The 24,239-nt window shown below is 38.7% G+C and carries 18 protein-coding genes; 1 reads left to right on the top strand and 17 read right to left on the bottom strand.

Features of this window, described 5'->3' with window-relative positions; genetic code table 11:
* Nucleotides 1-36: 36 nt before the first annotated feature.
* The 13 genes from C5Q96_RS02285 to C5Q96_RS02225 all read right to left on the bottom strand — a co-directional run bounded on the left by C5Q96_RS02285 (nt 37) and on the right by C5Q96_RS02225 (nt 13,255).
* A complete protein-coding gene (locus C5Q96_RS02285; protein WP_330403819.1) occupies nt 37-2,001 on the bottom strand; it encodes an FtsX-like permease family protein in 1,965 nt (654 codons plus the stop codon).
* A gap of 11 nt (nt 2,002-2,012) precedes the next feature.
* Nucleotides 2,013-2,768, bottom strand: coding sequence for an ABC transporter ATP-binding protein (locus C5Q96_RS02280; RefSeq protein WP_106056816.1), 756 nt, complete (start codon nt 2,766-2,768; stop codon nt 2,013-2,015).
* A gap of 109 nt (nt 2,769-2,877) precedes the next feature.
* Entirely contained in the window at nt 2,878-3,777 is a 900-nt protein-coding gene (locus tag C5Q96_RS02275) for a sensor histidine kinase (RefSeq protein ID WP_106056814.1), read from the bottom strand.
* A gap of 7 nt (nt 3,778-3,784) precedes the next feature.
* Entirely contained in the window at nt 3,785-4,456 is a 672-nt protein-coding gene (locus C5Q96_RS02270) for a response regulator transcription factor (protein ID WP_106056812.1), read from the bottom strand.
* 137 nt (nt 4,457-4,593) lie between these two features.
* Nucleotides 4,594-5,415 (bottom strand): 4Fe-4S binding protein, encoded by an 822-nt coding sequence (locus C5Q96_RS02265; RefSeq protein WP_106056810.1) that lies wholly within the window; start codon nt 5,413-5,415, stop codon nt 4,594-4,596.
* A 124-nt stretch (nt 5,416-5,539) separates the two neighbouring features.
* Nucleotides 5,540-6,355: a hypothetical protein gene (locus C5Q96_RS02260; protein ID WP_106056808.1), complete on the bottom strand. Its 816-nt coding sequence runs from the start codon at nt 6,353-6,355 to the stop codon at nt 5,540-5,542.
* Between the two features lie 31 nt (nt 6,356-6,386).
* On the bottom strand, nt 6,387-7,430 hold the full coding sequence (locus C5Q96_RS02255; protein WP_106056806.1) for a hypothetical protein: 1,044 nt from the start codon (nt 7,428-7,430) through the stop codon (nt 6,387-6,389).
* Nucleotides 7,431-7,528: 98 nt separating this feature from the next.
* The gene (locus C5Q96_RS02250; protein WP_106056804.1) at nt 7,529-7,732 is read right to left on the bottom strand and encodes a hypothetical protein; all 204 of its coding nucleotides are present in this window, start codon (nt 7,730-7,732) and stop codon (nt 7,529-7,531) included.
* Nucleotides 7,733-7,895: 163 nt separating this feature from the next.
* Nucleotides 7,896-8,501, bottom strand: a complete 606-nt coding sequence (locus C5Q96_RS02245; RefSeq protein ID WP_106056802.1) for a class I SAM-dependent methyltransferase — start codon at nt 8,499-8,501, stop codon at nt 7,896-7,898.
* A gap of 84 nt (nt 8,502-8,585) precedes the next feature.
* Entirely contained in the window at nt 8,586-10,289 is a 1,704-nt protein-coding gene (locus tag C5Q96_RS02240) for an amino acid ABC transporter ATP-binding/permease protein (protein WP_106056800.1), read from the bottom strand.
* Between the two features lie 2 nt (nt 10,290-10,291).
* Nucleotides 10,292-12,022 carry an ABC transporter ATP-binding protein/permease gene (locus tag C5Q96_RS02235; protein ID WP_330403843.1) on the bottom strand — a complete coding sequence of 577 codons (1,731 nt, stop codon included), beginning with the start codon at nt 12,020-12,022 and terminating at the stop codon, nt 10,292-10,294.
* A gap of 1 nt (nt 12,023) precedes the next feature.
* Nucleotides 12,024-12,374 (bottom strand): nitrous oxide-stimulated promoter family protein, encoded by a 351-nt coding sequence (locus tag C5Q96_RS02230; protein WP_106056796.1) that lies wholly within the window; start codon nt 12,372-12,374, stop codon nt 12,024-12,026.
* Nucleotides 12,375-12,646: 272 nt separating this feature from the next.
* Nucleotides 12,647-13,255, bottom strand: coding sequence for a YdcF family protein (locus tag C5Q96_RS02225; RefSeq protein ID WP_106056793.1), 609 nt, complete (start codon nt 13,253-13,255; stop codon nt 12,647-12,649).
* Nucleotides 13,256-13,555: 300 nt separating this feature from the next.
* Here C5Q96_RS02225 and C5Q96_RS02220 point away from each other — a divergent pair, with 300 nt between their 5' ends.
* Entirely contained in the window at nt 13,556-14,374 is an 819-nt protein-coding gene (locus C5Q96_RS02220) for a CPBP family intramembrane glutamic endopeptidase (RefSeq protein WP_106056791.1), read from the top strand.
* A gap of 138 nt (nt 14,375-14,512) precedes the next feature.
* On the opposite strand, the gene C5Q96_RS02215 is transcribed toward C5Q96_RS02220, so the two are convergent.
* The 4 genes from C5Q96_RS02215 to C5Q96_RS02200 form a co-directional block, all read right to left on the bottom strand.
* On the bottom strand, nt 14,513-17,173 hold the full coding sequence (locus C5Q96_RS02215) for a Cna B-type domain-containing protein (protein WP_106056789.1): 2,661 nt from the start codon (nt 17,171-17,173) through the stop codon (nt 14,513-14,515).
* A 248-nt stretch (nt 17,174-17,421) separates the two neighbouring features.
* Nucleotides 17,422-23,469, bottom strand: coding sequence for a putative Ig domain-containing protein (locus tag C5Q96_RS02210; RefSeq protein WP_158696661.1), 6,048 nt, complete (start codon nt 23,467-23,469; stop codon nt 17,422-17,424).
* 153 nt (nt 23,470-23,622) lie between these two features.
* Complete coding sequence (locus C5Q96_RS02205) at nt 23,623-23,889, bottom strand: hypothetical protein (RefSeq protein WP_158696660.1); 267 nt, start codon at nt 23,887-23,889, stop codon at nt 23,623-23,625.
* Between the two features lie 19 nt (nt 23,890-23,908).
* Complete coding sequence (locus C5Q96_RS02200; RefSeq protein ID WP_106056783.1) at nt 23,909-24,100, bottom strand: hypothetical protein; 192 nt, start codon at nt 24,098-24,100, stop codon at nt 23,909-23,911.
* Nucleotides 24,101-24,239: the final 139 nt, after the last annotated feature.

Here is a 24,239-nt window from a genome sequence, read left to right as displayed (position 1 = left end):
AATAGAGAGGTTTTCATCAGTATTAATCTTTCAAAATTATTTTACTATCTTATAGTATGTGCGTGACGTCATCTTAAATATCACGAAATATATCACGAAGAATACACCGATTACCAAGCCGAAGTATGTTCCATACTGCGTAAATTGGTTTACTCCGAACATCTTTAAAAGTTGATATACGATCTTAGATGCCACCATACAGTGTACAATCGCTACCATAAGCGGTGCGTATAACATCCATACAATCTGAGAAGCTCCAGTTTTTTTAATCAGATCATCATTAAGTCCTATTTTCTTCATGATCTGATACTTTTCTCGGTCTTCATACCCTTCACTTATTTGCTTATAGTAGATTACGAGGATAGTTCCAGTTAAGAAGATTATACCGATAAGTACTCCAAGAAATAGGAATCCGCCGTTTAGTTCGTATAAACCCTTTAGTACCTCTACTCTACTCTCAAGTGTATATCCATTATCATTCTTTAGCTTACTTAGGCTTCTATCATACGAATTCTTATTTATCCCAGACACATTCCATTCTATGCTGCACTTTATTGAAGAATTTTCCATGGTTTTATTCTGGATATTATACGTCTTCAGCACGGAAGCTATATACTGCATAGTAGATAGATCTTTTACAACAAGTGCATAACTATCTACATTTGCACTAGAGAGGATTTTATTATCAATTTCTCTCACTTTAAAGGTGCGGTCACCGATTTTAAGGCTACTCATATTGAGAGCACCTTTTCTATTAGAAGTCATTAGCACTTCGTCATCTTTAAGAGAAATATTTTTGTTTAGCTTTTTATTATAACTAGCAAGGTCATATGTGAACATGAAATACGGCGAAGTTTTCGCATCTCTCGTATATGTCTCAATTGAATTTCCTTTTTTAGCTACAGCAGGATTCATGCTGAGCTCTATAAAAGAGTCCTTTATCTTCGCTTTACCTGTAACAGTCTGACTCACTCTGTTTTCAAGATTTTTCTGAATATCTTTGAAGTTATTCTCATATACAGCAGTATCACTTGTTAGAATGTAATCTCTTGAAAATGCGATAAAGCTATCTCCATTTTTCTGAATATTAGAATAGATAGTTGCCGTAGCTGATAGCGTGATAATAATACCAACACTCATAACAGCTATACTTGCGAGAGATACTGCATTGCTCTTCATCCTATAAAGTAGACCACTGACACCGAGAAACTTCTCTGGCTTAAAGTAACTTTTTCTTCTTCTCTGCATCTTCAATATAATAATTGAAAATGAGATGAATAATAGATATGTAGCCGCTATAACCAGTAGTGATGCGATGAAGAAATTAACCAGTGCGGATAGCGTTCCTTCTGTTGTTAGGGCAATTCCATATCCGCCGCATAGAGCTGCTAATCCTATAATTGTTAAAACAAATCTTGATTTTGGTTCACCTTCGCCACTATGTTGTTTTCCTAGCAGCTGCACTGGTGTCGTCATATATATTCTATAACTGCTTCTTGCAATAGTTATGAAATATAAGCCAAGCATCGTAATAGAGCATACAATCATCGCAGTTATACTGAATGGATAATCCATGATTCTGCCCGTTACATCATGCATTAATCTATTGAGTCCCAAAAATGAAATCTGTCCAAAAATGTATCCACCAACCATTCCGAGTATCGCTATGATTGAGAATAATACGAAGAACTCAATGCTTATGATTTTACGAATGTGCTTCTTCTCAAGGCCAAGAATTGCATATAAAGCAAACTCTTTATTGCGCTTTTTTAGTAAAAAATTAGTCGTGTACATTACGAAGATAATCGTAAAAATTCCAACTACCACAGCTCCCATAGTGATAAGTTCGGGAAGAGTTTTATGTCTCGTCTGAACATACTTATTGTTGATAAGTGAGATCATGATGTTGAAAAGCATCAGCATAATTCCAGATGATAATACAAATGGTATCTCCAAAATTCTGTTTGCCTTTAAATTTTGAAAAGCAAACTTTCTTGCCATCGAAAACTTCATTAGTTATCACCTCGATTCAGCATGAATTGAGCCTGATTAATGCGCTCCATGAACGCCTCTTGCCTTTCGTTCTCACCTCGATAGATTTCGTGATAAACGATGCCGTCCTTTATAAAAAGTACCCTTTTTGCATAAGATGATGCCCTCAGTGAATGAGTAACCATGATGATGGTCTGTCCAGCTTCATTTATCTTGCAAAACATCTTAAGGAGGCTCTCCGACGACTGCGAGTCTAGTGCGCCAGTCGGCTCGTCAGCAAGAAGAAGTGCGGGATTAGTTATTACTCCCCTAGCAACTGCGATTCTTTGCTTCTGACCTCCTGAGACTTCATAAGGGTATTTTTCAAGAAGCTCGCCGATTCCAAGAGCGGATTTGAGTTTACTTAGTCTGTCCTTCATAACGGCTTCTTTTTCATTAGATAGAACAAGTGGAAGAAATATATTATCCCTATTATTGAATTGATCTAGCAAGTTAAAGTCTTGGAATACGAAGCCTAATTCTCTTCTACGAAAATCGGATATCTCGCTGTCCTTAAGGAGACTTGTATCTTGTCCATTTAAAATTACTGATCCTGAGGTTGCTCTATCGAGAGTTGCAATTATATTTAGCAGCGTAGTTTTTCCTGCACCTGATTCACCCATTATGGAAATGAATTCGCCACTATCGACCGAGAAATTTACGCCCTTTAGAGCCTCTGTTGTCACTTTTCTAGTTTTATACGTTTTCTTTACGTCTTTTAATTCTAAGATTGCCATATCTTTAGTCACTCCTTTTTTCTTTATGCTCTAATTTTACATATCGTAATCAATCGCTGCATTTATCTAATATGACAATCGATTATAACAACCTTACAATTCTGAAAGATTAGTTCGAAGGAAATCTAATCGAGAACACACTCCCGACATTCAATGTCGACTGAACATTTACTTTGACGTTAATTACATTCGCAATAGTTTTGACTAGATATAAACCGAGACCGCTAGATTTTTCATTAATTCTTCCATTAAATCCAGAATAACCTCGGTCAAATATTTTACTTAGATCCTCTGAGCGTATTCCAATTCCAGTATCACGGATTTTAAGTGTGTTTGAATCCTCTTCAAAAGTTATCTGTATAGTTCCTGATTCGGTGTATTTAATCGCATTTGCTAAAATCTGTTCTATCAATATCGATAGCCATTTTGTATCTGAAATAACATTAGCTGAAATATGATTGTAATCTAAGGATATGTGTTTCTCAATGAACAGCATCGAATACTTCTTAAGTAGACTTCTAATTAGAGAATCTAGGCTAATAGATGTAATATCCATATCTGCATCCCTATCCATGAGTTTCAGATAGTTTATAGCCATATTAGTATATTCTTCGATATAGAACATCTGCTCTTTAAGTTTATTCTTATCTTCAAACTCGCCCTTTTGTAATATTAAATTTGAAACTGTTATAGGTGTCTTTATCTGATGAACCCATAATAAGAAATATTCTTCAAGTTCTCGCCTATCAATGGTGGCTTGATTTAATAGCCTTCTGTTTTCTATTTCAAGCTCCTTCGATGTTATCTTGTAATTTTCTTGTCTTGTATAGTTTGTCCATTCGATAAAAAGGAATATCGCACTAATAAAAGCAACAACTTTTACTCCAAGCCAAAAGTATTCTCGATTAAAATTTGCAAACGAAAAGACAATCCCAAACACACCTGTTGTGTATAGCACTGTTACGATGATCTTATATTCATTTTTTAAAAAATCGCTTACTTTTCTCATATTCTCTCTACCTTAAGAAATACCCAATACCCTTTTTTGTTTGAATTAAATCTTCAAAGCCAATCCCGTTTAACTTTTTTCTTAGCCTCGTCATATTTACCGCAAGTGTATTGTCATCTATGAAGTCATCACCTTGCCAGCAGTGATTAATTATATCTTCTCTCTTGGCTATCTGTCCTTTCATATTAAACAAACTTTCAAGTATCAGTAGCTCTGTTCTAGTTAGTTCAACTGTGACGTCCTTACCTTCAAGCAGTGCGGCAGACAGATTTAAAGTCAGTTCTCCATAAGTTATCTTTTCGGAATCCACCGTGTAATCATAAGCTCTTCTCAGTACAGCCTGTATCTTAGCCCTGGTAACTGCAATATCAATAGGCTTTATAATATAATCATCCGCCCCAAACTGAATCGCTTGAATCATATCCATCGATTCTGAATGAGATGAAATGAAAATTATAGGAACATTAGATTCTTGTCTTATCCTTTGCGTCCAATAAAACCCGTTATACTGAGGAAGCGTAATATCCATTAGAACTAAATCTGGCTCAAACTCTTTAAAATCATCATATACATCATTAAAGTTATCAATTCCACGAGTCTCGTATCCCCACTGGGAAAGTTCTTCGCTTATGATTGAACTGATGTTTTTATCATCCTCCACAATTAATATTCTAAACATGCTTTATACTCCTATTATCATGAGATATCTATTCTTGTGATGCATTAACACTATATTCATGCTTTCATAATAAAAAATAGCCCTGTAGTCGTATAATTTCAAGGGCTATATCATTAAGTTCTTTTTTTAATTCTTACTTATTTAAGCGCATTAACAGGGCACACCTTAACGCACTCAGTGCAGAGTATGCACTCTGTACCATTCGCCCTTTTTCTGGAATTGTCCGTCATCTCGACATCCATCGGGCAAACCTTCTTGCATTTACCACATGATATGCACTTATCAGTATCACACTTGATTCGGACTAGTGAGTAGTAGCTCATCGGTTTCATGAATACTGTTATCGGACAGACGTATTTGCAAAATGCTCGGTTATCCTTAAATGCAAACGCCATACCTATTCCAACTGCGTAATATAACGCATTGCCAATTATAAAGGCAAAGAACATTATTCGTTCGATATTACCTACTTTAGCTAGGAATAAAGCCGATACGAAGAAAAACGCTGCTACAAATGTAGTGTATCTAATCCAACCTATTTTCTTTCTAGGTCCAGATGGCACTTTGTATGGCAAGAAGTCTAACACCATTGCGGTCCAGCACGCATAACCGCACCAGCCTCTACCGAATATAAGTGGTCCAAAGATTTTCGCCACAGCATAGTGAATCGTAGCTGCCTCGAAGACGCCGGTGAACAAGTAGTACCAGAAGCCTTCTATTTGCATGTTCTCGTTGTTTATGAGTCCAAGATAGATGAGCATATATAGTCCGATGAGTAGCTGCACAATACGCCTTGCATGTTTATACCTACATATAAATAACATCTGCCCAATGAATATAGAAATACCGATATAGCTGAAATTGAGAAGATAAAACAGGTTGTCCTTAGCGAGCCATAGCGTCACTGCTATCGTCTCAAATGTTACCAGCATCAGCACTGGCAGACAGTATTTTTTCATCTCTTACACCTTTGTACCTTCATATAATTTAAATTGACGTTACTCATGTATGATAACACTAGTAACGTCAATCTCTCAACGAGTGCATAGTCTTTTATTCAAATTGAATTATTTGTCCAGCATACTATTTCTTCCCGAACAATTTTGATAGAAACCCCTTCTTCTTCTCTGGCTTAGGAGCACTCTCTTCTGGTATCTCATGATCAGTCTTCTTGTATACGACATTCTCAGCTATTTCATCATCGCTCATACCAGTCGCTTCTCTAACCTGTGCTAAAGCCACCTCACGGTATATAAGAGCGCCTCGAGGATCGCAAAATCGTATATCTGAATAGCAAGTTGATTTATTTAAGTCAAATGGCTGAACCTCCATTACCTCGGTTGCTTCGATAAGACCACTATCTGTATTTGCAGCATCTTGTAAAGCAAACTGAAATACCCCCAGGTTGTCCGGTCCAAATGATTCTGTAACAATGCTGCGGACAGCTTCATCACTTTCTATATCTCTTAGTAGCTCCTTTACGTGATCAGGACCAATGAATATACCTGCAGAGTAATTCTCCTCAATCAAGTCGTTGCTAGGAGCAGGAAGCCACGAAGGTAGCACTTCAGACCAAGGGGTGCGGTATCTATCCATCTCGGGATGTCTTTCTATTACAAACGAAAAAGCAGCACCGCGTACATATTGATAGTCGCGGAAGAATCCACCGATTATAGGTAATCCGTATAGAAGTCCCTTTTCCGATGGCTCTCCTTCATCTATCGATGTGAAGTATTTCATGTGATCAACAAACTTTTCGTGAAAGAATTCCTCTCCTTGTGATTCCATTAAAGCATTTAGAACACTCTCATCTCCATCTCTAAGAGCCTTGAGCGGAGCAAAGTACCACTCCTCCATCTGAGTTCTGCTCATAGGATGATAGCTAATATCAAAACCCATATATATCCTCCTTAATAATATTACTTATAAATTAAAACTGTACAGATATCTTCATACAAATAGGTGTTTTCACCACATGCTTGTTCTCAGGATAATCCGAATAATTAACTACCGGATACTGATCCAAATACGACCTTAGAGCCTTTCGGATCACCTGCATATTTTCGATAACACCTGTCTCATCACCCCAATTAAAGTAACGCCTTAGAAGAACTCCATAGTATCTTTCTCCATCAAGATTCTCTTCTCCTTCTACTTCTAAATAGCTTGAAGAATCATATTCACTCGCTGGAAACTTAGATGCCAAATTATATATCATATCTATGTAAAGTGTGTCTGTCAGCTGACCTCGCTTACCCTGCTTAGTACTGGTTGCAAGGTAGAAAGGCATATCCGGATAAGCATTCAGTTTTACCTCTACTTCACCTTCATGCGAAACTTCATCTGATGGAACTTTTCTGAATGTGTAAGTTCCACTACCATACTTAGAGTCTAAATACGAAATAATTTTAGACTTGCTAATTTTATCTCGCATAGCTGGTTTTTTATATTTGGCAACAGCTGGAACAGCTCCCCGTGGCTCCTTGAAATAAGCCAAAACATATGCATCCTTAACGACAGAACTATAGTGTTCATTCATGTATTCGCACATTGCCTGCAGCTTAGAACACAGAGCTTCAACATCCTGATCACTTTTTACATTGCATTTATACTTAATTATTGAATCCGAGAATTCTATATTTTTTATCTCTTTTCGGCTGAAAAACTTATGCAGGACAATTTTACCTAATATTTCCATTCTATTATCATCATCCGTATATGCAGGGACTGGAATTACACCTCCATGACCAATTTTCTGCTTAATGGTGTACTTGATATCAGGATAATCAGTAGGCGAAATTTCCCAAGTCTTCCTATCAAGCTGTTTAACTTTTACCTTACCTGCACCGTAACGCTCTTCGGCCTTCTCCGTTACACTCTCAGTGGTTAATGGTTTACCATCAGGCAGTATACATCCAGAGCACAATATCATAATTAATGTTATTACCAGCCCTAATAAGTATATTTTTTTCATATATTAATATGCCTCTTTCATATAACATTGTTAATACAGCTTTGATCTAAGATAGTAGTTCTATAATCTTCTCTCGCGTTTGAGAATTTAGTTTATTGTTAGTCATTAAAGGAAATACTTACGTTACAGAGTAGAGTGTCGTCATTACGCAGAGTTTCTCGTATCAGCTTACTAGTGAACTTCTCGCCTCTTATACCGGCTCTTTTCTGGCCAGATTGTGCAAGATTGCCTCGATGCCAGATAACTATTATCGGCACAATTACAATTATTGCAAGTAATATGATTTCAAAAATATAATTCATGATAGGTATATCTCTATGTGTTACATTATGCAGAACCTCTTCCATTATAAATTAAAATTATAAGAGTCCCAACAGTTCTTTTCGCTTAATATATAAAAAAGCATCTAAGAACAAACCGAAGAGCTATTTTAACCATCTCCTTGCAGTTTTTTATCATTCATATTTATATTAATTTAGTCATAGTTGCAACTGCACACGGAATCCTTCCATCTGCCAGCTCTACATTTACATCATCATATCCAGCTGTTTTAAAAAATTCAATATAGCTAACAACATTAAAATATTGTTTAAAATCAGCCCCTGCTTTTCCGACCGAATCAGTCAGTGCGCTCTTTTTATCATGTTTATCACGATTCATATACGTTGGAATTATTAAAAGTCCACCAGGTTTGCAGACACGGTTTAACTCGGCAAGTGCCTTTAGTGGTTCATCTAGAAGATGTATCACGTTACCAGCAATAACCTTATCAAAGCTATCATCCGGATATTTAAGTGACATGATGTTCGCATATTCAAAATTGATATTAGTATAAGACGAGCAGTTCTTCTCAGCACGTTTAATCATCTTAGGTGCAAAATCAGTTGCGACAAGCGTATTACACCTTTCAGCTATAACAGCACTAAGCATACCGGTTCCTGCCGCACACTCGAGCACATTGTCATTTGACTCTATGTATTTGCCAACTATCCTCTTTAGCTCGTTATGTGTCTTTCTGTTTATAACTTTAACGAATATGTCATATACGCCTGCTATATTATCCCAGAACATTTTTTAACTCCTTTATCAATTCCGAGTGTAAATCAATCTTTCTCAGCTTAGTTATGCTCAATTTTTATTCATAGCATAATTAAATTATGATAATCTGCCGTTATCCATCTCATATATTCTATCGGCAAGCGAAAGTGTCGATTTCCTGTGAGATACGAGTACTATTGTCTTTCCTATTTTTTCATTTTCAAGAGACTTTAGGATAATTCCCTCATTCAGAACATCTAGATTGCTGGTCGGTTCGTCAAGTAGCAAGAGCTCTGAGTCATGAAGAAATGCTCTTGCAAGCCCTACTCTCTGCTTCTCACCATCAGACAGAGTGCTACCGAGCTCTCCTACGTTTGTCTCATAACCGTGCGGAAGTCTAATAATAAAATCGTGAATGCTAGCCTTCTTAGCTGCCTCCTCAACTTTAGCGAGCTCTGCGTCTGGATTAGCAATCCTAATATTATTTGCTATGGTATCACGAAACAGTATCGTATCCTGTGTTACATATGACGACATTGAGCGAAGGTCATCTGTATTGATTTCCTTGATATCCTTTTCAGATATCAGCATCTGGCCCTCTTTCACATCCCAAAATCTCATTATGAGCTTTAAGAGCGTTGATTTTCCAGAACCGCTAGCACCATGTATTCCGAGCACCTTACCCTTTTCAATATCTACCGTTACATTTTTTAATATAATCTCGTCTTCATATGAGAAAGTTATATCGTCTGCCTTAGCCCCTTCAAAATAAGTATGCTCCTTGCCACATACTTCCTCGACCGGAGGTGCTTCCTCGAGTAGTGCCAGGACTCTCTCCCCGCAGGCAAGTGTCTGATTTAAGCTATTAGAAAGCGAAGCAAGTGCAACGACTGGTCCGAAGGAGCTCATCATAGCAAGTGTTGAAATCAGCACTTCAGAAAATGTAGCCGCACTCTCCATATAAAGGTAAATCATCGTAAATAACATGCCCCAAGAGAATAGCTGGATGACAATATTAGTTACTGCCCTCTGAGAGCCTTCGAATTTGCTCAGATTCTCCTGATCCTCGGCAAGCGATTGTGACTTTTCATTCATCTTACTGAGCTGCTGATCACCTTGACCATACTGCAGAATCTCATCCACACCGTACATGCTATCTAGTACGAAGCCATTTAGTTCACCGACGCCGTTACGAAACTTCATTCCAGCACTAGCACTTCTCTTACCGTTCCATATCGGTAGTACAACTCCAACTACAGTGTATCCCATACATGCTATGACCCCAGCCACCATGCTTTGAGCTCCTATGAATACCACCATTATTAGCGAAGTTAAAAATGCAATTACAATCGGAGATATGGTATGTGCGAAGAACACCTCAAGAAGTTCGATATCACCCGTGATAATAGAGATTAGGTCGCCCTTGTTCTTTCCTTCAAGCTTCGCCGGACAGAGCTTTCTAAGGCATTCAAAAACCTTATGACGTATAATCGCAAGAATTCTAAAAGCTATATAGTGATTACAATACTGCTCGCCATAGTGAAGAATACCTCTCGCTAATGCAAGCCCAATAAGCAGCACAAATATCTGATTCCAAGAAATCACTTCATCTAGTGCAGTGCTGCCGAACATGACGTCTCCACCAAATACGGATAGACCTTTTATAACTCCAATGCCACCTACAATGGTTAGGAATATAGCACAGAGGAATCCGGCTACACCAAGTATGATGCCTGTTATCATTACGCCTGTAAGAGGCTTTACTAGTACGATTAGTCTCCGCATTATCGCTATATCAGACCTACGCATATCTTTGTCCATATTTAAGCCTCCTCTCTTCCTCTTGAATAGTTTTCAAGCTCTGATTGTTCAGAGAAAAGATTTGCATATGTTCCCTTGATACCCATGAGTTCATGATGCGTACCTTTTTCGATGATCTTGCCATCTTTAAGCATATATATTGCATCGCTATCTGTGACATTAGCAAGTCTATGGGATATTAAGATTACGGTCTTCTTTTTAGCAATCTGCTTAACAGCTGTCATTATAGCTTCCTCACTGTCAGCATCGATGTTAGATGTTGCTTCATCAAATATGTATACTGGTGTGTCGTGAAGGAGAGCTCTAGCTAGGGCAAGTCTCTGCTTCTGACCACCTGAGAAGTTAGAAGCATTTGATTCCACCCTAGTATCTAAACCGCTCTGTGACTCAAGAAAGTTCTTTAGATTTACATTATCCAAAGCATCTAACAGTTCAGCATCAGTTGCCGTAGGATTTCCCATAAGCAGGTTCTCACGCACTGTACCCTTAAAAACCCAGCTGTTATGGCCAATCATAGTGAAATTCTCCATAAGCGATTTGCTAGATAATTCTTTATGCTCAGTACCGTTAACTTTTATACTGCCACTATAATAATGATTCTTACCAAGCAAGATTCCAGCAATTGTGGATTTTCCTGAGCCCGAAACTCCAACGATGGACACAAGAGAGCATGAATCTATATTCATACTTATATCATGTAAAACCTCTCTGCTCTCATCATAAGAAAATGAGACATTATCGAGCGATATATCTATCTTGTTCCCAGCAATTTCCTCTTCTCCACGTTTCTGCTCTGGCAGATTAAGAAATGCAAATATTCTATCGCTTGCCTTCATACCGTTCATTCCGATATGGAAGAAGCTACCAAGGAGGCGCATGGGAAGAAAAAACTCTGCAGCTAAGAATATGCACATTAACACTCCCGAAACATTGATGTTACGGTCAGAAAATTCTGTTAGCGCACTTATAATTCCAGCAGCTGCCCCACCGTAAGCGATAATGTCCATAATCGAGGTGCTGTTAAGTTGCATCATCAGAACCTTCATCGTTATCTTGCGGAACTGCTCTGATTCACTATCTATCTGCTCTACTGCCCTCCGGTCAGCTCTATAAATCTTCAGAGTTGTCATTCCCTGCAGCTTCTCGAGAAAGCTGTCTCCAAGGCCATAATATATATCGAAGTAATTCCCGAGAATCTTTCTAGCAATAAACATTACTAACATGATTACAATCGGAATAAGCGGAACTGCAGCGAGTAACACGACAGCTGTTCTTAAGCTAATTCTTGAAATTATAATAAATAGAGAAAACGGTGCTAAAAGCGCGTATAAAAACTGGCTTAGATACCTGCCAAAATAAGTCTCAAGCTGTTCTACGCCTTCACCAGTCATCTGCACAATTTCAGATGTTCTAATCTGCTCGCGGTATGATGGTCCTAGCCATAGAACCTTTCTATATATTTGCTCTCTAAGCACACGCTTAACATCGACACTAGCCAAATAACACGAACGTGAATATAAACGGTCGCAAATAAACCTAACGATAAGTCCAGCCGATACAATTCCAATAGTCATAAGAACACCGGAGCTTGTAATACTCTTTTGCCACGCTTCATCGATTAACTGAGTTACCTGCCATACTATCGCAATCTGAGCGAGCAGTGAAAGCCACTGCCATGCAATCTGATAGATTATGTACTTTCCAGAGCCCTTCAATAGCTTAATAAGCCTCATCTTAATCACGCCTAGTTCTCCTCTTTTCCTTCGCTCCTGTTATAACATGTCTTAGACACAGAAGCGGATGATATATGATAATTCGCGGTCCACTATAACGCATGACCTTCTTAATTTTATCTCTCATATCTGGCGAGTAGCAGTGAATCTTACAGTTACTGCAAAATGACTTGCTCTTCATAAAACGGCATTTCTCGCTACGTTCACGCGCATACTCGATCAACTCTTGACATTCATCGCAAAGTTCTTTTCCATTCCGATTAGTATGATTTTTATGACAATAAAGCTTGATCATCTGTGAAACTAGCATTATCTCTTTTTGGCGTTTACGCTTGATTCTACTTGATTCCATGTTTCCTCAAACCTCTCATTATCATATAAAGCCGTTATAATAAATTGTAATCGCAAATTTATTATGTCTATATTATCATATTAGATACATCTAACAAATATTAGAGGTCAGTATACCTAAAAAAATCACATATATATACTGTGTGCATAAGATTTTATAAAATAATAAGAGCACCTGCTTTTGATATACACAGAATTGTAATCATATATCGTTTACAGATGCTTAAAATTATCTCATATAAAATTGTTAATATTGACTTGTTTATTTCTATCCTATAGCAAGAACAGGAAGATAAATAATATTGCATAGAGTACTACAAATGCCCATTTAATCTTTACGCAAGCAGCGATAAACTCTCTTATGAAAGCAGATGGAATATAATAACCCGCGGTTCTACACCCTAGTCCGTCTCCGTCCATCTTAATCTTTCTTGCATAAGCGCTAGTTCTATACACATGATAATTATTAGTTACAAACAAGAACTTCGGTTTATCTACTAACTCTTCTCCGATTTCTTTTGAAAACAGCAAATTCTCATATGTCGTAGTAGATTTTTCTTCGAGAAGCACACGGCCCATCGGTACTTCCGTATTGGATGCAATGTAATTTGCCATGGCTTTAGCTTCAGAAACTTTCTCATCTGACCCTTGTCCACCACTACAAATAATCTTAATGTTCGGATTACTGGAGTTATGAAAAGCTTCAATGGCCTTGTCAATTCTCTGCTTTAACAGCGTCGTGACATATTCACCGTCACGAAGACCAGCACCATGAATGATGATGAAGTCATATATCTTTTTCTTTGGAGTAGCTAGATAGATAAATGAATACAGCAGGAATGCTATAAATGCTGTGACTATTGCAAATGTTATTAAGTACATTCAGTCCTCGCAATTCTTCACTTGTCTACTTATAAGTTGTAAAATACAATTTGCCGTCTTCATATTCCGCTAGGAAAACATCCCTATGCGATTTAATCCCACGTTTAATAATTAGAATCATCACAATGAACCCTATAAACAGTTTAAGACTTATCAGTGTAAATATATGCATATAATATCCTTTCGTAATTGCAAAATCATTTTGTTATTCTTGTCATTATATAATGCACCATCGATTATTTCTATTATCAATTTAAGGTTTATGATATCATATAAATCAAATGATTGGAGGCAAATAAATTGGATACAAAAAAATCACCTTTAAAAAGACTACTATTTTTATTTCTACCATTTATATTTTTGTTTGTATATGACATATTGGCATCTTTAGTATCCGTTGTTATAGAAAGAGGACTAACATTATTTTCAGTTAGCGATAAATTTCTGAGTTCAAGCGCGAGCTTTATGGATGCATCCATAGCTTTCGTATTATCTATCATATGCTACATATTTTATCGCACAGTTTTTACCAAAAGAGAGCCCGAAGTTCGTATATCTAAACCAACTGGAGTAATATATGCTATAATCCTCGGCTTCGGTACGGGTGGAATATCGAGCCTTTGGTTAAACGGCGTGTACATTATTGCTGATTATTCACCTTTTCTCGCAAAGCAAGTCAAAGGATTTGATTCGCTATATAGCGATATGGAGAAAGGCCCGTATATATGGCTATTCCTTGCGATTGTTGTAGTAGGACCGATAATCGAGGAAATACTTTTCCGCGGAATCATCTTTAGCAGCTTTGAGAATGCAACGAGAAGTTCATGGTTTCCTGTAATCATAACCGGTGTTATGTTCGGTATATGGCACGGAAGCTTTATACAGGGTGTGTATACGGCAATCTTTGGCATGATCCTAGCTTACTTCATGAAGAAGTGCAGATCGCTGGTGTTTGTTGCATTTGCACACGGCATTAACAATCTGAGCGGAACATTGCCACCTTCACTCGATACTGACTTTACTAACACACTTCTAAATGTTACATCGTACGTATGCATTCTACCAACACTTGCGATCTTATATCATCTGCATCGGAAGAGTAAGAAAATCACTAATTAGTATGATACATTTAGAGATTTATTATCACTTATACATGGTGTAAAGCAATTTAAAAATCACTTATTTATAAGAAAAAAGCGTTTGCCGAAGTTCATGGCAAACGCTTTTATTGGTTGTAATATTTGTTAAACTAAGGCCTTACATATACTTTCTTTTTACTCCATATACGAAGCCGAGTGATACAAGTGCACCAATTCCTAGAATCGTGAAGAATACCACATGATTTGCATCACCAGTCTTAGGTGTGCGCTTAACCTTCTTAGGAGGATTCTTAGGGTTTGGCTTTGGCTTTTCAGCATTGGTAATAACAGTCTTGCCATCCTGGTCAATCTCACCATAGGTTACTTTATAAGTACTACCATTAATGGTAATTTCACCATTTGACTCTCCAACTTCAAGAACCTTATATTCGTTATTATTCGCTGCACCGGCATCCTTTACGAGGAGATTCTCAAATCTTGTTGTCCAGTTATTAGCGGCATTTAATGTAACGACTGTCCCCAGCGGAGCTCCATTTTTGTATAGCTGGACCTTAACTTCGCTAGCTTTCTTACCTACCCAATCCTTTTTAACCTCTATGGTCATCTCTTCTGGCGCAACATTATTGGAGATTGTCTGTTTTGAATCACCAGTAGCCTCTGTAACTATTTCATATGCAACCTTTATCGTCTGTGTTCCAAAATTTGCTTTCGACTCATTCTGAACCCAGTTTCCATTGCTGTCCATTTCACGAACAACATAAATGAAAGGATTATTAGTATCCTGAGCATCATTCACCATGTTGAACTTTATTAAGTCAACGAAGCTATGTTTCCAGTTATTTGCATCATTAAGAACAACCTGATCAATTTGCTGATAATCAGTAGACCCGCTTTCCATCAGCTGTTTAATCTTTGCTTCGGATAGCTGGCTAGCAGTCCAGCCAGTTGTATCTATAGGATTACCATTTGCATCCTTCAGCACCACGCCGTCAATGACACTCTTAGTAACTCTGAACAAACCAACTGTTACAGATGTTACATGATCATTATTATCAGTTTCCCACTTCTTTGTGACTTCTAGTTTTATCTTGTCGTAGTTAATTGGAGATGTTCCAAAATCAACTTCACCATTAGATCCAATTCCACCACCACGAGGTGCTTTATTTCCTGTAACTACAACCTTTGCGGATGTTCTAGCTGCTGCCTTACCCTGATCTGACATAATGGACTTCAAACTGATGTTATCAGTTATTCCATTTAACGTACCTCTATCAACAGGAGGGTTAACTGTATTAGGGTATCTATCACTTCCGTTAGATGCGCCTAGATATGAATTATCAATCTTTCCATCTTCATACCAGTGAACAAGCCAATTATCTAATCCATTATTAGATAGTATTAGAGTCTGTGTAGCTGGGTCATTCTTTGAAATGGATGCAACATCATCTCCAGCTGCAGTTGTATCATTGTTATTTGCACCAGTACCTGCTGTGTTGTCAAAGAACGAAGCGCCATTAGTAATTGCCGTCTTTGCACTTCCTGTTGGGCAAAGCCACATTCCGCCACCAAGCTTTGTAGCTGTATTTCCAGTCACCATAGTCTTACCCATCTGAAGCCTATATGGTACAGCGGCAACATATACTCCACCACCCTGCTTTCCAGCAGTATTGTTGGTGATATTAGCGCCATTTATAGTAACTTCCTGTGAAGCAACGTAGATACCACCACCTACGCCGTTCTCTGCATAAGGGTCATTATTTACCTTGTGACCAGTTAGAACCGCATGGTTACCAGTGATAGTACCGTTGTTTATCGTTACCTTAGTAGGGAAAAATCTTCTCCAAGTGCTCTCTGGGTATGAACCACGGTCGTTAGAAAGAAGATAGTCATTAATTCCTATTCCACCGCCAAATGGTGCCTTGTTTCCAGAAATAGTTCCACCTTCCATTGTAAGCTGACCCGCTCCATTAACAGCTATACCGCCACCAAGCGAGTTAGCAGTATTGTTAGAGATGGTACCCCCATTCATTGTCATCTTACCGGTCGAAAAGATATACGCTGAATTTGACCAGTTAAGGTCACGCGTACTTGCTGTACTGAAGCTTCCAACGAGCACTCCGCCAAAATCAGCACTATTGCCAGTGATGGTACCCCCATTCATTACCATAGTTGAGCTTCCCTTGATTCCCTCAACGGTTACGGCAGCATTATTTCCAGAGCTTCCATCTGGTGTAAGAGTGTTATTAGAGATATCACCACCGTTCATAGTGAATGAAGCACCCTCTGTAACCTTGACAACAGCAATAAACTGGTTAGACATCTTGTTATTGTGAATCGAGCCACCGTTCATAGTGAACGAAGCATTTGTCCCTCTCACTTTAACTATGCCAACAAATCCCGAATCAGTTTTTACATTCTTGATTTCTCCGCTATTCATCGTGAGTTTACCAGCATTATCGATGATGGCGGAACTATAGTTTGTGCCAAGCTGATTTCCATCTAGCTTAACATCCTGCCATGTCAAAGACCCACCTTCCGCAATCTTTACAGCTATTCCAGTGTTCTTCTTAGTGATTGTTACAGCACCCTTCAAAGTGATGTCCTTACCTGCTGGCACATTAATCGGTGTACTGAGATCCATATCTCTAGTAAGAACAATTTCAGTAGCCCCTGTAGCATTGTTAATTGCCTGCTGAATCTCTGCAGTACTGCTCGCATTTACAGTCGCTGCGTTAGCTTCTAAACCAAACATTATGAATGCTGAAATTAAGGTTACCAGTGTCACCAAGATAGGTGTAAGAGATTTTCTAATACTCATTTCAAACCCTTTACTTTCATGAATAAAAAATAACCTATTCCAGTATGTCAAAATTTACATACTTGTTCACACATTATACACGATATTACCAAGCATTTGTGCAATTATCGAGATTTTATCATATATTAATATCTTAATTTATTTAGATAGAAAAATGGACCTGAGCACTGTGCTCAAGCCCATTTTATTAACCATTAATACCTTCTAAGGTTTAGAGAAGGTTAAAATTCGTGCAACTAGTGCTCCTATTAACGGTCTCTTCTTCTCTTGCGAATTAGCATCAGAATTGCTGCTTCAAATGCTGCAAAGATAGCAAATCCTGCATATACATAAACCTCAAAGCTATCTCCTGTCTTAGGACCGAAAACGGATCTTAGTGGAGTCTTTCCTGCATGATTACGTGCATTATGTCCTCCTGGCCTTCCTGAGTTTGCACCAGAGGTTGGTCTAGAATTCGCATCCTTAGGATTAGTTCCATTTGAATCTTCAACAGCATCTGAATATCCATCTCCGTCATCATCCGTATCTGTAATGTCTGGATCACCGTCACCATCTGTATCCCTTAGCACTGTGATTTCAACAGTCTTGGTAATCTTGGAACCATCTGGATTCGTAATGACTACTGGAATCTCAAACTTGCGTTTTTCTTCCGTACTACCCCAATCAGTTACATTTGGCGTGCCACTAATTGTCTTAGTTCCTGAATCATAAGTTACACCGTTTGGTAGTTTGCTACTGTCTACAGTTACAGTTGCGTTATTATTTCCTGGTGTTACTACGATATTGCTAATCGCAGTCTTATCATTAACGCTCTGCGTTCCATTAGTGATCGTTGGCTGTGCAATAGGTGTAATCGTAGCAGCTGGTCTAGAATTCGCATTCTTAGGATCTGAGACCTTTGCCGTCTCTACCGTATCTGGAACGCCATCGCCATCGTCATCCGTATCTGTGATGTCAGGATCACCGTCACCATCTGTATCCCTTAGTACTGTGATTTCAACAGTCTTGGTAATCTTAGAACCATCTGGATTCGTAATGACTACTGGAATCTCAAACTTGCGTTTTTCTTCCGTACTACCCCAATCAGTTACGTTTGGTGTTCCACTGATAGTCTTAGTACCTGCATCGTAGGTAACACCATTTGGTAGCTTGCTATTGTCTACAGACACAGTTGCATTATTATTTCCAGGTGTCACTACGATATTGCTAATCGCAGTCTTATCATTAACACTCTGTGTTCCATTAGTGATCGTTGGCTGCGCAATAGGTGTAATCGTAGCAGCTGGTCGAGAGTTCGCATTCTTAGGGTCTGAACCCTTTGCTGTCTCAACCGTATCTGGTATACCATCGCCATCATCATCCGTATCGGTAATATCTGGATCACCATCGCCATCTGTATCCCTTAGTACTGTGATTTCAACAGTCTTGGTAATCTTAGAACCATCTGGATTCGTAATGACTACTGGAATCTCAAACTTACGCTTTTCTTCTGTACTACCCCAATCAGTTACGTTTGGTGTTCCACTGATAGTCTTAGTTGCTTGGTTGTAAGTTACGCCATTTGGTAGCTTGCTTGTATCTACTGTTACTGTAGAACCTGTAGCTCCAGGTGTAATTGTGATGTTACTAATCGCAGTCTTATCATTTACAGACTGCGTACCATTCGTAACAGTAGTTGGTGTCACAGGAGTTACAACAGCAGCTGGTCTAGAGTTCGCATTCTTAGGGTCTGATCCCTTTGCCGTCTCTACCGTATCTGGTACGCCATCGCCATCATCATCCGTATCTGTGATGTCAGGATCACCATCACCATCTGTATCCCTTAGTACTGTGATTTCAACAGTCTTGGTAATCTTAGAACCATCTGGATTCGTAATGACTACTGGAATTTCAAACTTGCGTTTTTCTTCTGTGCTACCCCAATCGGTAACATTTGGTGTACCACTGATAGTCTTAGTACCTGCATCGTAGGTAACACCATTTGGTAGCTTGCTATTGTCTACAGACACAGTTGCATTATTATTTCCAGGTGTCACTACGATATTGCTAATCGCAGTCTTATCATTAACGCTCTGCGTTCCATTAGTGATTGTCGTAGGTGATACTGGAACTATCACTGCAGCAGGGACAGACCCTCTATTCTTAGGGTTAGATCCTCTCGCATTTTCCTCTACATCAGATACGCCATCTCCATCGTCATCTGGATCAGTGATATCTGGATCGCCATCCCCGTCAGTGTCCCTTAGTACTGTGATTTCAACAGTCTTGGTAATCTTAGAGCCATCTGGATTCGTAACTACAACAGGAACTTCAAACTTGCGTTTTTCTTCTGTACTACCCCAATCAGTTACGTTTGGCGTGCCACTAATAGTCTTAGTTGCTGGGTTGTAAGTTACGCCGTTTGGTAGCTTGCTTGTATCTACAGATACAGTTGCATTATTATTTCCAGGTGTTACTACAATGTTAGTAATTGCGGTTTTATCATTTACAGACTGTGTACCATTCGTGATAGTAGTTGGCGCCACAGGAGTTATAACAGCAGCTGGTCTAGAATTCGCATTCTTAGGATCTGAGCCCTTTGCCGTCTCTACCGTATCTGGTACGCCATCTCCGTCATCATCTGTATCTGTGATGTCAGGATCACCATCGCCATCTGTATCCCTTAGTACTGTAATCTCTACAGTTTTGGTGATTTTAGTTCCATCTGGATTCGTAACAACTACAGGAATCTCGAACTTACGCTTTTCTTCTGTGCTACCCCAATCGGTAACATTTGGTGTACCACTGATAGTCTTAGTACCTGCATCGTAGGTAACACCATTTGGTAGCTTACTATTATCTACTGTAACTACAGACGCTGCATTTCCAGGTGTTACTACAATATTTGTAATTGCTGTCTTATCATTAACCGTCTGTGTCCCATTTGTGATAGTAGTTGGAGCAACAGGTGTCACAACAGCCGCTGGAATAGAGCTTGCACTCTTAGGATCAGAACCTTGTGTCTTTTCTGCGAGATCGGTATATCCATCACCGTCATCATCTGGGTCTGTTATATCTGGATCACCATCTCCGTCTGTATCTCTTAGAACAGTTATTTCTACGATTCTAGTAATCGATGAACCATCTGAGTTTGTAACGACTATAGGAATTTCGTACTTGCGCTTTTCTTCATTGCTACCCCAGTTAGTCACATTAGGTGTTCCAGTTATTGAGAGAGTTCCTGGATTATATGTAACTCCCGGTGGAAGTTTTGCACTATCAACATATTCAGTCGAGTCAATATCTATCGTTCCAATAGTTATATCATTAATAGGATGTCTATCAACAACAGTCTGTACTGGATTAATAATATTTAACGGGTCTGCTGGAGTAATCGTACCTGCTGGTATAGAGTGACTATTCTTCGGATCAGATCCTTTTGTCGTCTCCTCTGTATCAGAGTATCCATCTCCATCATCATCCGTATCAGTGATATCTGGATCACCATCTCCATCTGTATCTCTAAGTACAGTGATTTCTACTGTCTTTGTAATCTTAGAGCCGTCTGGATTCTTAACTACAACAGGAATTTCAAACTTACGCTTTTCTTCTGTACTACCCCAATTTGTTACATTTGGTGTACCGCTTATTGTCTTTGTACCTGCATCATAAGTTACTCCGCTTGGTAACTTACTGTTATCAACGGTAACAGTTGCGCCAGAAGCCCCCGGTGTTACAACTATATTCGTAATTGCTGTTTTATCATTAACCGTCTGAATCGGATTTGTAACTGTAGTCTGAGCAATCGGTGTTATCATACCTGCCGGTACTGACTTTGAATTCTTTGGATCGGATCCCTTAGCTGTTTCTTCAGAATCTAGGTATCCATCTCCATCATCATCAAGATCAGTAACATCTGGTATACCATCCTTATCGGTATCCCTCTGAACTGTGATTTTAAATGTCTTTGTAGAAGTATTTCCTGCGGAATCCTTAGCCTCTACCGTAACGGTAATCTCTCGAGTTTCCTCATTACCATGCCAGTCAGTAACTTTAGGAGTTCCGCTTATTTTTCCATTCGAATACTGAACTCCAGTCGGTAAATCTTTAACCGTAACAGTAGCAGTAGGATCATCAGTTGTAACAGTAATCTCTGTGATTGGCTGTCCCTCGATAACTGTCTGGTCTCCAATGTTATCAATTACTGGAGCCTTGTTATCCTTCCATACAGCAAAGACTTCTTTGGCTTCAGTAATATTCTTTAGAATATCCGCATCCGCCTCAGTAGCACCAGAAGTTGCAGCCCATCCCATAAATTTATAACCATCTCGGGTAGGCTCTTCTGGCTGAGTTGCTTTTCCGTTTACTGCTGATACAACCTTGTCTACATTCGTACCATCTGCCCATTTTCCGCCATTAGTATCAAATGTGACTTTGATAGCACCAACATTTACCTTAGTGCTCGAAACCATAGGATTCTTTCCATCCGGTGAGTAAGCTACAAGTATGACTTTATCACCGTCTGCAAAAGTTCCTGCTGGAACGTTTATGCTAAATTTTCCATCTTTCAAATCAGAAAACGGTATTGTAGTCTCTGCCTTAGCCGTCTCATGAGTGTAATCTGTATCATCAGCGACGTATTTATAGGCTTTTACAATAACGTTACCCGCATCAGTGTTAGTAGCGGTTAGCTTCTTAGTTTCATCTGCAGGGTTATTATAAATTGTCTTTGGAACAGTTCCCTTGATTGTCTCTGCTCTATTTGCTTCGATGTTCGTCGTTGTAACATTTGGCTTAACTACCAGATACGAATTAGCCTTTGTCGGATCAGTCTTATCTGTTAGGTATTCCTGACCATCAGGAACTCCATCGCCGTCAGTATCAACGTTATACTTATCAGAACCTATTTCGTCTTCTACAAAGTCAAATAGACCGTCCTTATCCGTGTCAAGAACCTCAAGGAATGCGTTAGTATATGAGTGCTGAATTCTCTTATTAGGCTTCCCACCGTCAGGCTTTCTAATTCCCTTAAATGCGTTTGTAGAATCTACAAAGTCAGCTGTGAGCCATGACTCAAAGTTAAGCTGCTGATTATTAGCAGTGATATAATTGTTTAGAGCCTTTGCGAAATCCTGATTTGTAACGTTCGACTTCAGCTTATACTCAATTGTATATGACCTTCTCTGTCCTAGTGCTCCGTAGAAAACTTGTGAATCAAGGGTATTCCTAACTTGTTCTACCTTGCTCCAGTCATCGCCAACTATGCTGAGTGCCGGGGTATCTTTTGTAGAAATTACACCATTTCCGTTAGGGTCTACAGTTAGCTTAATAGGATTAGACGCTGTGATTGTACCAGTTGGTGTGGAAACACCAAGTCTAACCTCATTAGTATCGATGTACTTGAGCAGCTCCTTCGGAATTACTTCATTGATATATAGAACCCATCCGCTATTTGCCTGCAGGAAGTTCTGGTCAGGCTTGAAAGAAACTGTCGACTTTATAACCTTGTTCTTGGCATCGTAGCTTACAAGCTTGCCGGTATTGCCACCTGAAAAATTACCATCCTTCGACTGTGTACCATCAGTTGTAAGAAGATTCAGTCCAGTTCCTAGGTAGTCATCATTACCAGCACCGGAATTGGTTGGAAGCGCAGGAACATTAGGGTTATTCTTGAGAATGAACCCATTGTCATTTCCACCCCTATCTGCTTTTCCATCTGATCTTACCCAAGTAGTTGTAAAATCAATTTTCTTTGAATCAAGCCCTAGGCTCGTAAGTGTAGCACCATTCTTGAGCTTGATAATAACGTCTGTGTTAGTAACGACCCCGATTAAACCTGATTGGAAAGTTTGATTATTGATAGGCACCTTCCAAAGTGCTCCATCTGCTTCTTTTTCAAACTGAACTCCGCGTACTTCAATTGACTGAATCTGCTTGTAGAAATCATCGTCAAAGAAGTTAATTAGGAATCTACCGTTATACGGTCCTTTATCTGTACCGCCCCAGCTACCTGGTAACTTTGCCCACTTAGTAACTGTTAGATGGATACCAGAGGCATCCTCCTTGGCGAAATCGGTTCTAGCGTAGTCCAAAACTCCATCTGTCTCTCCAGCTAATGTGTAGTTGACTGAATTGTTCAGCGATCTCGGCTGACCACCTTCAGCCCTTACTGTAACTGGTGATATAAGCATGGTAAAACCAAGCATGCAAGATAGCGCTATAGATGATGCCCTTCTAGCTACTTCTCCCTGCTTCCCAGTCTTCGATGTTCGTCTTGTCTCTACATTGTTGTTATCAAAAATGCCAAAACAATTCATCTTGTTCCTCCGAAAATTATCTCTAGTTAACATACTCTTGATATATTACCATAGATATGCTGTTAAATGTTGTTTTTTTTAGACAAAATAGGTATTATATTTTAAGCGATTCAATTGCGCCAGTTTAAAAGGAAACATATTTTGTCTAAATGCTTACTTTTTAGGGATTAATACCCCTATTGTCATTCCTATTATCTCCCCGATAGACATTCCCATAACCATTCCAAATCCAGATCTTTCAAACAGAATGCCTGCTAACAGACCTACGGAAATACCGATAATCATCCCACTGGCCATATGGTCACCTTTATATTTTTTCGTCATAACCCTTCTAACAATGGTAAATATCATAATAGAGATGCATAGCACCGTTAAAATTATAGTATATTTACCAATTACCAAATAATTACCATCACTCACAAGTTCACCCCCTTCGCCGTTATTCATTCTCTTTATTAAAAGTTAAAATATTTCTTATTCCCCATAAATAAAACACTACTGCCGAACTACCAGTCAGATATGGGCTCATAGTTGATCCACTACCATTTAGATAGTGAATCAGTTCAATTAATCCAGCAGTTGCTAAAGATATCTGCAATACTATCATAAATACTTTAAAAATTTTTTTCATTTTACATGCCACCCATTTGAGAATCCTATAATTTCTAAACTTTTAAATTATAATTAACAATTTCATACGCAATTAGACCTATTTTATCTAAATTATAACCCGAAAATAGTTTCTTCAAAACCATTTATCCAATTATTAG

It is taken from the genome of Mogibacterium diversum, assembly GCF_002998925.1.
In the GTDB taxonomy this organism is placed as follows: Bacteria; Bacillota; Clostridia; order Peptostreptococcales; family Anaerovoracaceae; genus Mogibacterium; species Mogibacterium diversum.
Note: the sequence above shows the minus strand (reverse complement) of the source record. Positions and strands in the feature narration are given on the sequence as shown.

What these genes read in the sequence shown, in the direction of transcription:
- C5Q96_RS02235 (WP_330403843.1), bottom strand. Translation starts at nt 12,022, where the DNA reads ATGAGGCTTATTAAGCTATTGAAGGGCTCTGGAAAGTACATAATCTAT.
- C5Q96_RS02225 (WP_106056793.1), bottom strand. Translation starts at nt 13,255, where the DNA reads ATGTACTTAATAACATTTGCAATAGTCACAGCATTTATAGCATTCCTG.
- C5Q96_RS02280 (WP_106056816.1), bottom strand. Translation starts at nt 2,768, where the DNA reads ATGGCAATCTTAGAATTAAAAGACGTAAAGAAAACGTATAAAACTAGA.
- C5Q96_RS02265 (WP_106056810.1), bottom strand. Translation starts at nt 5,415, where the DNA reads ATGAAAAAATACTGTCTGCCAGTGCTGATGCTGGTAACATTTGAGACG.
- C5Q96_RS02255 (WP_106056806.1), bottom strand. Translation starts at nt 7,430, where the DNA reads ATGAAAAAAATATACTTATTAGGGCTGGTAATAACATTAATTATGATA.
- C5Q96_RS02285 (WP_330403819.1), bottom strand. Translation starts at nt 2,001, where the DNA reads ATGGCAAGAAAGTTTGCTTTTCAAAATTTAAAGGCAAACAGAATTTTG.
- C5Q96_RS02260 (WP_106056808.1), bottom strand. Translation starts at nt 6,355, where the DNA reads ATGGGTTTTGATATTAGCTATCATCCTATGAGCAGAACTCAGATGGAG.
- C5Q96_RS02210 (WP_158696661.1), bottom strand. Translation starts at nt 23,469, where the DNA reads ATGAATTGTTTTGGCATTTTTGATAACAACAATGTAGAGACAAGACGA.
- C5Q96_RS02275 (WP_106056814.1), bottom strand. Translation starts at nt 3,777, where the DNA reads ATGAGAAAAGTAAGCGATTTTTTAAAAAATGAATATAAGATCATCGTA.
- C5Q96_RS02250 (WP_106056804.1), bottom strand. Translation starts at nt 7,732, where the DNA reads ATGAATTATATTTTTGAAATCATATTACTTGCAATAATTGTAATTGTG.
- C5Q96_RS02240 (WP_106056800.1), bottom strand. Translation starts at nt 10,289, where the DNA reads ATGGACAAAGATATGCGTAGGTCTGATATAGCGATAATGCGGAGACTA.
- C5Q96_RS02270 (WP_106056812.1), bottom strand. Translation starts at nt 4,456, where the DNA reads ATGTTTAGAATATTAATTGTGGAGGATGATAAAAACATCAGTTCAATC.
- C5Q96_RS02200 (WP_106056783.1), bottom strand. Translation starts at nt 24,100, where the DNA reads ATGAAAAAAATTTTTAAAGTATTTATGATAGTATTGCAGATATCTTTA.
- C5Q96_RS02215 (WP_106056789.1), bottom strand. Translation starts at nt 17,173, where the DNA reads ATGAGTATTAGAAAATCTCTTACACCTATCTTGGTGACACTGGTAACC.
- C5Q96_RS02245 (WP_106056802.1), bottom strand. Translation starts at nt 8,501, where the DNA reads ATGTTCTGGGATAATATAGCAGGCGTATATGACATATTCGTTAAAGTT.
- C5Q96_RS02230 (WP_106056796.1), bottom strand. Translation starts at nt 12,374, where the DNA reads ATGGAATCAAGTAGAATCAAGCGTAAACGCCAAAAAGAGATAATGCTA.